This window comes from Acinetobacter sp. ANC 5600 (assembly GCF_002018395.1).
GTDB lineage: Bacteria > Pseudomonadota > Gammaproteobacteria > Pseudomonadales > Moraxellaceae > Acinetobacter > Acinetobacter amyesii.
The window spans coordinates 1-13,762 of the sequence record NZ_MVKW01000007.1 but is presented as its reverse complement, the minus strand read 5'-3'; the positions used below and the strand labels follow the sequence as shown (position 1 = coordinate 13,762).

The following is a 13,762-nucleotide window of genomic DNA, read 5'->3' as shown; positions in this document are numbered from 1 at the left end:
GCTAGATGTGATTTGATAAGACTCATCATAATGAATATTTACAGGGAAACTTTGAACAATGTGTATGTGAAATATTAAAATAATGAATAAATTATTTAAATTGTCATCATATGATAATTAATAGCTATTATTGTGATAATTTAAAATGATCAATCTCAGTTAAAATCATAATAATCTTAACTGAGATATTGAGATATTGAGATATTGAGATATTGAGATATTGTCGAATTATTTGGCTAATTCAGCGTTAATGGCATCGACAATACGTGCATCATCTGCCTTGATGTCAGGTGCAAATCGAGCCACAACTTCGCCTTGTTTATTCACGAGGAATTTTTCAAAATTCCATAAAACTTCAGGCTTAGGATTTGGAGTTAAACCGTATTCAACTAAATCATCCCACCATGGGCCTTCACCAATGCGTTCAGGGATGGCTTGGGTTAAGGTTTGATAAAGTGGGTGTTTATCCGCGCCTGCAACAGAAATTTTTGCAAAAAGTGGGAAATCGACCTTGTAGTTGATCGAGCAAAATTCTTGAATTTCAGCTTCAGAACCAGGTTCTTGTTCTAAAAAGTTATTGGCAGGAAAGCCTAAGACTTCAAAGCCTTGCGACTTCTTCTCTGTATAGAGTTTTTCTAGGCCTTCATATTGCGGTGTTAGCCCACATTTAGAGGCTACATTGACCAATAATAAAACCTTGCCTTGGTATTGATTGAGTGTGATGTCATCACCTTGGATGGTTTTTACTGGGATATCGTAAACTGAAGCTGACATATTCGTTCCTAATTAAAGTTGTGCCTTTCATCCTTGTTTTAAAGGGAAATCTGGTGAACAGCAAGCTTTTATCGATAGGCTTTTCGCATAATTTTTGTAGTAGTTTGCAGAATTCGAGCTGATGCTTGGTTTATTGCTTTGTATTTAACTTGAGGCACGATGTTGGTTCGGGGTTTTTCCTGTATAGCGTTTAAAAAACTCAATAAAGCTTGAACTGTGTTGATAGCCCAATTCATAGCTGAGAGCTTTAATAGACTGACCAGCGCGGAGTTGTTGAATGGCATAAATAATTTTTGCACGGTTTCGCCATTCAGAAAGGCTCATTTGCAGTTCGTTCTGACTCAGCCGCAGTAACTGACGCTCACTCAAACCAACATTGGATAAGCATCGCTGTAGGCTCAAGCTAAAAAGGTGTACATCTGCGAGCTGCGCCAAGATCGGCTTTAACACTGCATCATGGCTTTGCGGTAAATAATGTTGATGTTTGGGCGCTGTTTTTAACTGGTCGAATAAGACCTGTAGCAGGTGTCGATAGGGTGGTGTGGTATGCTGCTCTGTAGGAAAGGTCAAAATTTCTTGCACCAACAAACGAAAGAAAGGCTGGATGCTAAATACTTCAGTCTGCTTGGGAAAATCTATGCAGAGATCAGGTGCCAGTCGGATTGCCACATAATGAATAGGTTGCTCATCAATCGCGACTGAGCAATGTTCTGTATGTGGGGGAATCCACACCCCATAACTGGCAGGTGAGAGATGATGTTGCCCTTGTATTTCATATTCGAAAATACCATCGAGACAAAAATTAAAATCACCCCAAAGACAACTGTGCGGGTAGACCGTATCTAATGCTGTGTAGTGTGCTTCAAAAAGTTCGATCTGTTGTTCAATTGGTGGTGATGTCATATAAGCCTAAGAGTCAATGTCGGAACTACAATATAAATGTCTAAAATCATGTATTTCAATTAAAACAGACATCACTCAAAATACCTAAACCAATCTTTGCACGATATATTGAGGAGTCAGACATGTTGCTTCAACCGCGTTGGGCGAAATTTGCAATTTGTTTGCCTCTGATCGCGGTATTTATATGGTCCTTGAATATTACCGTCACCCGCTATGTGACTGATTATATTTCACCGGTCAGTATCAGTTTTTATCGATGGTTTATTGCATTTTTGATATTAACCCCTTTTATGCTGAAAACCGTTTGGCAGCAAAGACAGCTGATCAAGCAGCATTGGCAGCAATTGGCTGTGCTGAGTGCTTTTGGCATGGTGTTATATCAAGGTTTGGGCTATACCGCTGCGCATTATACGACGGCGACCAATATGGGCATCATTAATGCCTTTATCCCTGTTTTTACGATTGCCGTTGCATTTTTCTTAATTAAAGATGTGCCTAATCGCTATGCCATCTTGGGCTGTGCGATTTCATTTACGGGGCTATTGTTTGTCATTGCGCAAGGAGATTTCAGTCAATTACTGAATATGGGCGGACATTTCGGCGACATCCTCATGATCTTCGCAGTGTTCTTTTATGCCTTTTATGGGGTGTTTTTAAAAAAATGGCAATTGAAACTTCCGCTACTGTTGAGCTTATATGTACAAATTTTCTTTGCCGTTTTATATCACTTGCCATTCGTGTTGTATTTAGGCATTGACGCGATTAATCCTGCGAATGCGCCAAGTGTATTTTATGCGGCAATTTTTCCATCATTGATTGCACCGTTGGTATGGATGTTGGCTGTGCAACATCTCGGGCCGAATCGCACCAGTATTTTTATGAATTTGATGCCGGTATTTACCGCGATTATTGCCTATTTCTGGTTGGCTGAGCAGTGGATGTTTTATCATACCGTCGGCACAGTGATGGCGATTACTGGGGTGATCTTGGCGCAGCGTAAGTAAATCTAGTAAAAAGTTGAAAATTTATGAGAATTATTGATTAAAAAATAGGCAAACAAACTTATTTTTTATAGAGCAAATCTTTTGAAAATGGATTTTTGAGTGTAAAACTGAATTAAAAAAACAAATTCTCGTCTTAAAAATCAATCAAAAATAGAGACATATTTTGACTAAGTGGTTATAAAATCACAAATAAAGTGCTTATTAGTATTTTTATTTATATAAAAAATATATTTGTTAAATTTAAAAAAATATTACATAATACTTTCATCGTAAATGAGGAAGTAATTCTTAATAATTACTTGATATTTACCCAGAGATTGCAAGACCCTCTGGATGTGATTTTATACACATCCTTTTTTATGCTCAGCCATCCCTATATGGCTGAGCTTTTTTTTGTTTGTATTTTCTAAAAGGCAGGTATAGATAGGCATCCGAGCTTATGCGCGGATGATTTCACCTGTTTCAGCATCAATAATTTTGCTTGGTTCTTGGCTTAGGCCGAGATCACCATTTAAGTAATTTAGTTCATCGGCAAAATACTGATTGGCTTCTTGTAAGGACCGTGCAGGGGTTAATCCCGCAGGATTGGCACTGGTAGACACAATAAAGCCATTAAAAGCTTGGCATAAAGCTACACATAAAGAATGGGTAGTCACACGGACTGCGACTTTTGGATGATTGCCTTTAATCCATGTTGGAATATGGTCGCCAGCCGGTAATAACCATGTAGTTGCACGTTCATTGGGTTTACGGTTAGTCCATGTTGCAATGACTTGCTGACGCATATCTTCTGTTAAGCCTTGAAGCAGGTGTTCAACTTGAGCGACATTCGCAGCCAATAAAATCACACCTTTTTCAATGGGACGTTGTTTTAAGCGCAAAATTTCGAGAAAGGCTTGCTCATTGTAGGGATCACAGCCCAATCCCCAAACAGCCTCTGTAGGATATGCGAGAACCTGACCTTTTTTAAGACAGGAAGCTGCTTCTGCAACAGAGGTGGTAATCATTTCTATAGACCTTATCTGATTCGACAAAGGACTATTGTGAACCTAATTTACCCATTCGACAACGTAGGTAGTGTCCGGCTTGTTGAGTGGCATAGCCCATTAACTCTAATTCCATCAGTTGACTGGTCAATGTCGCGGTATCAATTTTGAGTTGAATGGACAATTGATCAAGGCTTTGGCCGACCCAATCAAGCTGCCGATACAGCGCAATTAAATGTTCTGGTATAGGTTCGGGTGGAGGGGTGTCTGGTGTTGCTGTTTTGGGTGTCTCTATTTCGGTGGTTGTTAAGGTTTCGGCAGCCTGCGATTGCCATTGTGTAGCCAATGCCAAGTCTTCAATGACCTGTTGTGGATGATCAATCAAAATTGCACCTTCGCGTATGAGTTGATGGCAACCTTGATGCGACTCACTATAAATATGGCCTGGAATGGCAAAAATAGATTTGCCTTGTTCGGCAGCGCGTTGAGCCGTGATCAGTGAACCACTTTTTAATGCCGCTTCCGCCACGATGACACCAAGGCTGAGCCCACTGACGATACGATTTCGATGTGGAAAATGGTGTTGCAGGGGTGGGGTATGTGGTAGAAACTCACTAATCACGGTGCCGCCATGTTGGATAATCTCTTGTCTTAAACGCTGATGTGCGGTCGGATAAGTTTGATCTAAACCTGTGCCCATCACGGCAATGGTTCTGTGGTGTTGTATGGCAGCGCGATGTGCCGCTTCATCAATTCCTTGTGCTAAACCGCTATTGATATAGAACCCTTGCTCACTGAGATAATAAGCAAAATCATAAGCAATTTGCCGACCTTGGGGACTGGGTTTGCGGCTACCAACAATCGCAATTTGGGGTTGCATCAAGGCTTGGGCATTACCTTGCACAAATAGAATGGGCGGCTTGTCGCTATAAGGTAAAAGCTGTTGTGGATAGTTTAGGTCTTCAGGAATCAGTACAAAGTCACTGTATTGTTCAATATCCTTGAGACATTTTTCAAAGCTAAGCTGTCCACTTGGGCTATGAAATTCCTCAAAGCGCTTTAAATGATTTTTATGCAGTCCTAATTTTTGCCATGTGGTGATTTGATCAGGCTTAAGGGCGTGGTGTAGGGCAGGATAGTGCTGCTGAATTTTATAGAAACTGCGAAGTGAGTGTTGCACCACAAACCACAGGCGAATGTAATCTAAATGCAAGTCAGTCAATGAGTTGAGCATAATGAGACCTTTGAATATGTCTTCTTTTTATGGGTTAAAATTATTAGTGATATCGTTGTTGGATAATAAAAAATGAGGCTGAATACAGCCTCATTTTTATGGATTTGGTCTTAGTCATCCATCAGTGGTGGCTGAATCGTTGCACCCACTTTGATTGGTAATTCGCTCTCAAGTACATAAGCATAGCTTAAGTTATCAAACGTTTTGAATACCATGATGTTGCCAATACGTTGTCCTGGAAGTTGAACACGTTCTTTGGTTTTTGGATCAGTCACGATTTCACCTTTTTGGTTCACGCTAAAGACTTGACCAGATTGAACGCCTTGCAAGCTACCACGGTCGATCGTCACCACACTGTGAATCGCTGCAGTACCAATCGAGCCCATGACACGAACAATACTACCGCCAGCAGTGATATTTTCAGCATTGGTTGGATAGAACAACGTTGGCAGCATTGGGTCATATTCAGGAAGAACACGATCGCCACGACGAACTTCGGCATTATAAGTATCGGTCAGTTCTAAAGTGGTAATGTCGTTTTCACCACGAACGGCAACACCTGAAGCGACTTGAGTCAGTTCTAAACCTGCGTTGTATTTTTTGCCGTTTGCATCGGTAAAGATGTACGGTTCGCCTTCACGGTAAACAGCATAACGTTGACCGACTTGCATACCTTGGCCGCGTGCATAAACTGTTTGGCCTTTGGCAGCTAATACACGTTGATCAGCTGTACCTAAAATGTAAGGTGTGCCTTCCACAGAATCAGCTGCAACAATCATGCTGCGCTCAAGCCATTGCTTAATATATTCCAATGGAATAACCGGAATCGCACTGTTGAGGGATTCAACACGAACTTGTGGTTGAAGTTTAGTACCACCTGTATAGCGACGAATAATACCGTCACAGCCATCACCTTCATCTTTACCGATGATTGGGCGGCCATTGTAGGTACACATTAATAGGCGGTCACCTGGGAAAATCCAGTGCGGATTTTTCACGTGTTTATTGCTCGCCCAGATTTCAGGCCAGCGCACAGGATTTTTTAAGAAACGCTTGGAAATATCCCACAACGTATCGCCTTTTTTCACCACATAAACTTGAGGCGCACCTGCCTTCAATGACGGTGGATTGACGTTACGAGCAGGGGCAGCTTCTGCAACACTGACCATTCCCATCCCCACACTTACACAGACTGTAAGTGCCAATAATTGTTTTTTAAACCCCAAGGCACTAAAAGTTGGCATGCCCTTCAAAACCTTTTTCATTATCATAATTCCTAAAATTATGTATGTAACTGCGTTATAATAACGATATTACACACAATTTTTTGATGAAGCATTCCTTCATTTTGTTTTTTGATCAATGGCATAAGTGAGGACGTCGTATGGCCTTATTACCTATTTTAAGTTTCCCCGATCCCCGTCTTCGTACCATTGCAAAACCAGTCGAAGAAGTTACTGATGAAATTCGTCAGTTAGCAGCCGACATGTTTGAAACTATGTATGAAGCACCGGGAATTGGCCTGGCAGCAACACAGGTAGATCACCATATTCAGCTGATAGTCATGGATTTATCTGAAGAAAAAGATCAACCCATGGTGTTTATTAACCCCAAAATTACGCCATTGACGCAAGAGACGCAGCCCTATGAAGAAGGCTGTTTATCAGTGCCTCAAATATACGATAAAGTTGAGCGCCCGTCACGTGTAAAAATTCAGGCAATTAACCTTGAAGGTCAATCATTTGAAGTGGAAGCGGACGGACTTCTCGCAGTTTGTATCCAACATGAAATGGATCACTTAAATGGTAAGTTATTCGTCGACTATCTATCGCCTTTGAAACGTCAACGTGCACGTGACAAAGTGGAAAAGTTGGTTCGCCAACGTCAAAAAGATAAAGTCGCAGTTAAGCGTTAATTGATCGCGGTTAAAAAATACCTGAGACAAGCCCAATTTCGATTGGGCTTTGTTATACTTGGGTCAGACAAATGTTAGGGTTTGCCTGTATTGTTTCGTAGTGGAGTGCTGCTGTCCTTTGCAGCCGTTTTTTTGCAGATTGCTGTTTTTTTACAGCCATTGTTGCCCAAGCAATATCAAGTTGCTCCGGTCTGCGAAACCATTACGCGTGCGCTTTTACTTCCCAATGTTCATACTGAACATACCGCACATTCACACCATTCATCATCCGCTCATGTAGAGCAAGTTCAAGTCGATCATACTGCCCATGAACATGATGCCAGTCATCAATGTCAGTATTGTACGGTCTACGGCAATTTGGTTTTGCCCCCTGAACTTGATGTGAAAGAAGTGCTTGATCGAATTCAAGTTCGTTTAATTGCTTTTCAAAAAGCTTTCAAGCATGTCTGGTTTGTTCTTCAACAACTCTTTTTACTTCCGCAAGGTCGAGCCCCGCCACTCGCTGCATAAATCCGACGTTTTTTTAACTTGGGTCTTTGAGGACTCAGGTACGCCTTTATTTATGTATTTTGTGAGATAAACATGGCTCAGCCTAAATTTTTTCTACAGCCTCTTGCGGCTGCAATTTGTGTTGCCTGCTATTCAACTACGGTGATGGCTGATGAGATGTCCGTAGAGATGACGGAAACCAATGCCGTACAGACTTTGGCACCGATTGTGGTGACGTCACATCAGGGGAATGATGCCAATGGCCTGATTGTTCGTGCCAACCCCAAACAGCCGATTCAACCGATACCTGCCAGTGATGGGGCCGATTATTTAAAAAGTATTGTGGGGTTTAGTGCCATTAAAAATGGGGGAACCAATGCAGATCCAACCTTCCGTGGCATGTTTGGTTCACGCATTAAAATTTTGACCGATGGCACAGAAAATCTAGGGGCGTGTCCGAGTCGTATGGATGCACCAACGTCTTATATTTCCCCTGAAAGTTATGACCGAATTTCAGTAATTAAAGGACCTCAAACGGTTCAATATGCCAATACAGGTTCTGCTGCAACAGTCTTGTTTGAACGTAAACCTGAACAGTTGGATGCTGATAAAAACTACCGTGGTCAAGCCAGTGTGATGATCGGTTCTTATGGTCGTTTAGATCATAATGTCGAAGCGGCCGTAGGGGATGAACATAAATATGTCCGTTTAAATGCTAGCCGGTCTGTTGCAGACAGCTACCAAGATGGAGATGGTAATACTGTGCCGTCAGACTGGGAGCGTTGGAATACAGATTTGGCACTCGGTTGGACGCCAAACGAAGATACATGGGTAGAACTTACTGGAGGTAAAGCCGATGGTGAGGCGGTATACGCAGGCCGTTCAATGGATGGTTCGCAATTTGCCCGTGAAAGCTTAGGCCTTCGTGTCGAGAAAAAGAATGTCACGGAGGTGATTAAAAAAATCGAAGCACAGGTCAACTATAGTTTTAATGATCATGTCATGGATAACTTCAGCTTACGTGAGTTTCAACCAAGTGGCATGATGAATATGCCTATGGCTTCCAACGTGGCACGAGAAACCTTAAATGCCCGTCTGGCTGTTACTCATCAATGGGATAAGATTGACTTTGTCACAGGCATTGACACACAGAACAATGAACATAGTATTCGCAAAGGGATGCGCAATAGCTATAAAGACAAAGCACGTGAAACAGATATGAAGTTTCAGTCATATGGTGGTTTTGGAGAAGTCAGTTATCAATTGAGTGACAACAATAAGTTGGTTTCCGGACTTCGTCTCGATCAAGTGCAAGTGAAAGATGAGCGTGCCGCTTCGAAAGCGAGTGGCTATAACACGGAGCTGAATGAAACTTTGCCAAGTGCTTTTATTCGTTTTGAAAATAAACACCCTGAACATGACAATGGTAAAACCTATATCGGTCTAGGCTATGTGGAACGCATGCCTGATTATTGGGAGTTATTTAGTCCTAAACACGGTAATGCAGGTACAACAAACACCTTTAATGGCGTCGAGCCTGAAAAAACCTTGCAGTTAGATGTGGGCTATCAACATGAACATGGCGCATTCAGTTCGTGGGCGTCTGCCTATGCGGGGCTGATTCAGGACTTTATTTTGATGAGTTATCACGATCATCCAAATACAGGTGAGCATGATCATGGTTCAACCTTTAGTGCGGGTGCGAAAAATGTCGATGCGACTATTGCGGGAGCTGAAGCGGGGATTGGCTATCAATTTAGCGATCATATTCAAGCCGATGTTAGCGCAATGTATGCGTGGGGTAAAAACACCACAGATGGCAAGCCATTACCACAAATTTCACCTTTAGAAGCACGTATCAACCTACGTTATATCCAAGATAATTATACTTTGGGAGCGTTTTGGCGTGTGGTTGATGGACAAAATCGTATCAGTGCGTACCAAGGCAATATCGTGGGTTATGACCTGAAAGAAAGTGCAGGTTTTGGCACACTGTCTTTAAATGGTACTTATCATATTAATGAGGGTGTAGATGTATCTGTGGGTGTGGATAATCTCCTGAATAAAACCTATACCGAACATCTAAATAAACTAGGTGATGCAGGGACAGGCTTAGCGACCGATCAACAGTTTAATAATATCGGTCGCAATTATTGGGCACGTATTTCGATGAAATTCTAAGTTCTGATATTTGTCATCCAAAAAGCAGAGCCATCGCTCTGCTTTTTTTATTGGTGCATACTCGCCAGTTGTTTGGCTTTACTTTGATACAGTGCTAAACCGAGTTTTTGAATTGCACGGCCTTTTTGCTGTAACTTTTGATTTAAACTCGGAACATGCTTAGCACCTGAATATAGGACGAGATTTCTAGCCAATAAATAATAGGCAAACCATGCGGCGGATTGGGGTTTGAGCCCTAATTTATGCATGCGTTTTTTGCCAATAAAAAATTGTGTCAGCTCCAGATGTTGTCGATAAGCCAGTTTTTGCTGAAATGGTCGGAGGTATTTGTATTGTCTTTCAAAAGGTTCTTTAGAGAGACTGGCACCGAGAGCCATGCTGCTTGCATCGGATTGGGGGTGTACAAATTGCATCCAATACAGCAGTTTCCAACCGTCAGATTCTTTTTCAATTAACCATTTTTCATCAATACCCATCAACCAGCCGACATAGCGCCAAAAATGCAAAAAGCTTTCAGTTTCTTGTTTTGACGGAAAAATTCCTAAAGCGCGAATGCCCAAAAGTACCACACTGCTAAAGGCAAGATTGGTCATCGCCAAGTCAAATTGATTTATCGGTACCCCCCACGTTGCAAAATCCCAGTCTTTGCCTTTTTGGAGTTGATGCCGTACCAAAGCGTGAATAAAACGCACATAAATCGTCGATGTAAATCCCGCATGCAAACGTTCGAGTCCGCGTTCTTCAGTGATATCTACCCACCATTTAGTGGTTTCAGCCAGACGTGTACCGGCTTGTTTATTTAAAGCACCGGTCAGCATGAGTGGCTGATTGAAACCGGGGAAGAGATAACCCACCATGAGTGAAAGGTCGCGCAAAATAAAGCCATTGTTAATCCCGAGTCGATGGGTGAATTCAAGGGCTTGCTGTATTTTTTCTGGCTCTAACCAAGGCGGTATTTGTTCAACATGCTTAAAAAAATGTTCGAGTTCGGGAATAGAAAAGGGAAGTTGCTCTACACCTTTAAATAAAGCGATTTCAAAATATTCACGATGCTGTTTAGGGTTCTGCATCATCCACGTGAGCACTTTTTCCATCTGTGGATCACCACATTGCAGGGCTTTATTGAGGGCAAGATATTGAGGGTAATTCGGCTGTGCAGCTTGACCCGTCAAATGAGACAGCAGAAAACTTAGCAGATTAGATTGCTGCGTGGCCTGAAATGAAGACAGCCGGGTATTGAAGTGAGTGGTCATGTTTTGATCTTCAATGTTATTGTTTCATGCCACACTAATATGAATATTTATTCGCATTCAATTCGCATAACACTATCGCATTGGAGAGCAAAAGAATGAGAAAAAGACCACAACAACAACGCGCGAAAATGATCGTGGAAAGCATTTTGCAAGCTGCGCAGTTGTGTATTGCAGAACAAGGTTTACTGGAGCTGACGACGCCCAAAATTGCGGAAAAATCTGGCGTGAGCGTTGGGTCAATTTATCAATATTTTGAAAATAAAGAACAAATCGTAGAAGAATTACTGCTCAGAAAATCAGAACAATTGGGGTTGGCACTAAAAAATATAGTCGTGGAGCAAGAGCAGCACAGTATTTATGAGGTGATCCCACTTTGTATTCAGTTTGGCTTTGATATGTTGAAAGCTGATCGTGGCTTCTTCATTGAGATCTTAAAACATTGGCATCAATACAGTCATTCAGATGCCTCTCAGGTTTTGGAAAAGCATTTTTTTGAAGTTGGGATGTATTTATTTAATCGCTATTATTCACATTGGAACTTTGAAACGCTGAAACATCGCTCTTTTGTGATCATTAATAGTACTTTATTTACCATGATGCGCTATGTGAGCAATAATAGTTTTTTAATTACAGAACAACAACTTAAAGTAGAATTATCAAAGATGATTTTGGCGTATTTAGATAGTGAATAACACTGAAAAAATTAAGTTTGTCTATCAAATAATCTATTTAATTCAGATCCAAGATATGTGAAGATAGATTAATAATAAATCAATAACTTAAGATAATAAATCAGGAACATCATCATGGTTTCTTTGAGCTTGCAGCAACTGTCCAAATCTTTTGCGGGAAAAAGTATATTTTCAAATTTAAATTTAGGGTTAAGCGAATTCGGAATTGTCGCTGTTGTTGCTGAGAATGGAGTAGGGAAGTCCACCTTACTTGCGATGATTGCTGGGATGTTGGATTTCGATACAGGCAATATTTTGATTAATGATCAGCAATATGCCCTTCACAACAATGAATACAAGAAACTTGTGGCCTATGTGCCAGATAAAAGCCCTATTTATGATTTTTTACAAGGGCAGGAGTTTCTGAATTTAATGTGTGATATTCGAGGGATAGCGCATGAGCAGTATCAAATCTTCATTGAAAAATTTAAATTAGAAAACTATTTAGCCACGCCATTTGCTGACATGTCTTTTGGCACAACCAAAAAGTTTTTATTGGTTGCAGCCTTAATGACTTCGGCACCTTTACTGATTTTGGATGAACCGAGCAATGGCTTAGATCAAAATGCCTTGGCTGAATTAACAAGTATACTTTTACAGCAGAGCCAATCGAAATTGATTCTATTGTCTTGCCATGATCCAGTATTTAGAGACAGTCTTGCAGCAAAAATCATCGAGCTAGATCGGCTAAAGTCCAATGAGCAGGCGGCATGAATAAACAAAGACATGTTAGGCAGCGAACAATCATAAAAACGCTTTTGAAATATCGATGGACATTTTATGTCAAGACCACAGCAGACGCAGTTGCACGGCAAAAGCATTTACTTATTTTAATCACATTAATTCTCGGGCCAATGCTATTCGGACTGCTCTTATCATTAGTACAGCCCATTATTGATTTGGTTTATTGCAAATCAATAGTCACGAATGTGTTTCTTTGGACTGGCTTTCTTGCCTTAAATGTATTTTGGTGTGCGATACAACGTAAAGCTTTGAGCGGTGGGGAAGGGTATCGCTATCTAGCGCTATTGCCCATCACGCTCAAAAGTCGTTTTGCAGTGGAAATCAAATTTTTAGGCAGTTTAAGCTTTTTGCTGTTATTGCCATTTGTTTTAGCGCTTCTATATGTTTGGGTTGAGTATGAATTTTTGCCTTCCATTGGCATCAGTGTATTGATGCTACTTTGGATCTTTAATTTATTAATCATACAAATGCTGTTTTTACAACAGAATCAAAATTGGGTTTTAGTCTGTCTTTTGACATATTTGCCCATTTTGTGCCTAGCGATATTGGACGCTCAACTCGTTGCGGTGTTGTTATCTACTTTCATCTGTATAGCGGCAATAAAATTTTGGCTGCTCGGCAGAAAATTAAAACCAATAAAGCTGCAAGTACCTAGCGTATTTCTGATACAGAAATATAGCCCACTCTGGCTCAATCAAAATAAACTCATTATTCGTCAGGCATTTCATAAAAGATTTCTAACCCATCGTATAGTTAGTATCGGTATTTCGGTTACAGCGGTCGTGATTTTGTATTGGTTCGCCACACAGGTGAACACTTGGAACATCATGAGCCTTGATTTCACTGCTTCACAATTATTCCAATTGATGTGTGCCATCTATATTGCACTGAGTTTATTCAATCTAGGCGTGATAAAAATGGACTTAAAATCAAATTTTGAATGTGCAGAACAATTCTGGGTCATTCAAGGGTTCACACTTTGGCAGCTCAGGAAATACGAATACTGTGTTTTATTGATAATTGGCTTGTTGATGAGTGTGCCAGTTTTGGTCTGGCTACTACTGAAAGGTGGATTCGTTGATGTGCTATTGATGGCGACATTATTTGGTATCGCCATTCCATTTATTCAGTAGTTGTATAGAAAACCTGAAGAAGTGCACGGTGTTATGCCAGTTTTAATGTTTATCTTATGGGTGCCTCTGGCATATCGCATGCTTTCTGTACGCTAAAAACACTTTTTTAAGTAAAAAACGCTGATTTAGTAGAATAAATAAACAAACGTAATGAAAAATTAAAAATAAATGGAAAAGGGTGTTGCGTTGGATCAGAAATGCTGTAGAATGCACATCCATCGGCGGTGATGAAGATTAAAACTTCTGATAAAACAATGACTTGGTTGAATTGATTAAGTTGGGTTTTATTTGATAAGTTTAAAAATAATTTGAATTACCGGTTGACTCTTTAGAAATAAAGAGTAATATAGCCGACCTAGCTTGCTGGTGACGAACCAGCAAGAAGATCATTAAGAGATTATGAAGAACAACTTGT

Annotated in this window: 13 protein-coding genes; 7 read left to right on the top strand and 6 right to left on the bottom strand. The window is 40.7% G+C overall.

What is annotated here, in order from left to right:
• Positions 1-228 precede the first annotated feature (228 nt).
• Together B1201_RS13625 and B1201_RS13620 are read right to left on the bottom strand one after the other, a co-directional pair.
• A complete protein-coding gene (locus B1201_RS13625; RefSeq protein ID WP_078194016.1) occupies positions 229-774 on the bottom strand; it encodes a glutathione peroxidase in 546 nt (181 codons plus the stop codon).
• A 144-nt stretch (positions 775-918) separates the two neighbouring features.
• The gene (locus B1201_RS13620; protein ID WP_078194015.1) at positions 919-1,677 is read right to left on the bottom strand and encodes an AraC family transcriptional regulator; all 759 of its coding nucleotides are present in this window, start codon (positions 1,675-1,677) and stop codon (positions 919-921) included.
• Between the two features lie 122 nt (positions 1,678-1,799).
• Between B1201_RS13620 and B1201_RS13615 the strand changes: the two genes are divergently transcribed.
• Positions 1,800-2,681 carry a DMT family transporter gene (locus tag B1201_RS13615; RefSeq protein ID WP_078194014.1) on the top strand — a complete coding sequence of 294 codons (882 nt, stop codon included), beginning with the start codon at positions 1,800-1,802 and terminating at the stop codon, positions 2,679-2,681.
• Between the two features lie 437 nt (positions 2,682-3,118).
• Here B1201_RS13615 and B1201_RS13610 read toward each other — a convergent pair whose 3' ends face one another.
• From B1201_RS13610 to B1201_RS13600, 3 genes are all read right to left on the bottom strand, one after another.
• Complete coding sequence (locus tag B1201_RS13610; protein ID WP_078194013.1) at positions 3,119-3,688, bottom strand: L-threonylcarbamoyladenylate synthase; 570 nt, start codon at positions 3,686-3,688, stop codon at positions 3,119-3,121.
• Between the two features lie 31 nt (positions 3,689-3,719).
• Positions 3,720-4,901, bottom strand: a complete 1,182-nt coding sequence (dprA, locus tag B1201_RS13605; RefSeq protein ID WP_078194012.1) for a DNA-processing protein DprA — start codon at positions 4,899-4,901, stop codon at positions 3,720-3,722.
• Between the two features lie 110 nt (positions 4,902-5,011).
• A complete protein-coding gene (locus tag B1201_RS13600) occupies positions 5,012-6,166 on the bottom strand; it encodes a LysM peptidoglycan-binding domain-containing protein (RefSeq protein WP_078194011.1) in 1,155 nt (384 codons plus the stop codon).
• Positions 6,167-6,285: 119 nt separating this feature from the next.
• Between B1201_RS13600 and def the strand changes: the two genes are divergently transcribed.
• The 3 genes from def to B1201_RS13585 all read left to right on the top strand — a co-directional run bounded on the left by def (position 6,286) and on the right by B1201_RS13585 (position 9,486).
• Positions 6,286-6,816, top strand: a complete 531-nt coding sequence (gene def / locus B1201_RS13595; protein ID WP_078191459.1) for a peptide deformylase — start codon at positions 6,286-6,288, stop codon at positions 6,814-6,816.
• Positions 6,817-6,906: 90 nt separating this feature from the next.
• Positions 6,907-7,326, top strand: a complete 420-nt coding sequence (locus tag B1201_RS13590; protein ID WP_143221628.1) for a DUF2946 family protein — start codon at positions 6,907-6,909, stop codon at positions 7,324-7,326.
• A gap of 72 nt (positions 7,327-7,398) precedes the next feature.
• The gene (locus B1201_RS13585) at positions 7,399-9,486 is read left to right on the top strand and encodes a TonB-dependent copper receptor (RefSeq protein WP_078194010.1); all 2,088 of its coding nucleotides are present in this window, start codon (positions 7,399-7,401) and stop codon (positions 9,484-9,486) included.
• 47 nt (positions 9,487-9,533) lie between these two features.
• On the opposite strand, the gene B1201_RS13580 is transcribed toward B1201_RS13585, so the two are convergent.
• The gene (locus tag B1201_RS13580) at positions 9,534-10,739 is read right to left on the bottom strand and encodes an oxygenase MpaB family protein (protein ID WP_078194009.1); all 1,206 of its coding nucleotides are present in this window, start codon (positions 10,737-10,739) and stop codon (positions 9,534-9,536) included.
• Positions 10,740-10,834: 95 nt separating this feature from the next.
• On the opposite strand from B1201_RS13580, the gene B1201_RS13575 reads away from it, so the two are divergent.
• The 3 genes from B1201_RS13575 (at position 10,835) to B1201_RS13565 (ending at position 13,347) form a co-directional block, all read left to right on the top strand.
• Positions 10,835-11,431 (top strand): TetR/AcrR family transcriptional regulator, encoded by a 597-nt coding sequence (locus B1201_RS13575; protein ID WP_078194008.1) that lies wholly within the window; start codon positions 10,835-10,837, stop codon positions 11,429-11,431.
• Positions 11,432-11,545: 114 nt separating this feature from the next.
• A complete protein-coding gene (locus tag B1201_RS13570; protein WP_078194007.1) occupies positions 11,546-12,184 on the top strand; it encodes an ATP-binding cassette domain-containing protein in 639 nt (212 codons plus the stop codon).
• A 215-nt stretch (positions 12,185-12,399) separates the two neighbouring features.
• Positions 12,400-13,347 carry a hypothetical protein gene (locus B1201_RS13565; RefSeq protein WP_143221705.1) on the top strand — a complete coding sequence of 316 codons (948 nt, stop codon included), beginning with the start codon at positions 12,400-12,402 and terminating at the stop codon, positions 13,345-13,347.
• Positions 13,348-13,762: the final 415 nt, after the last annotated feature.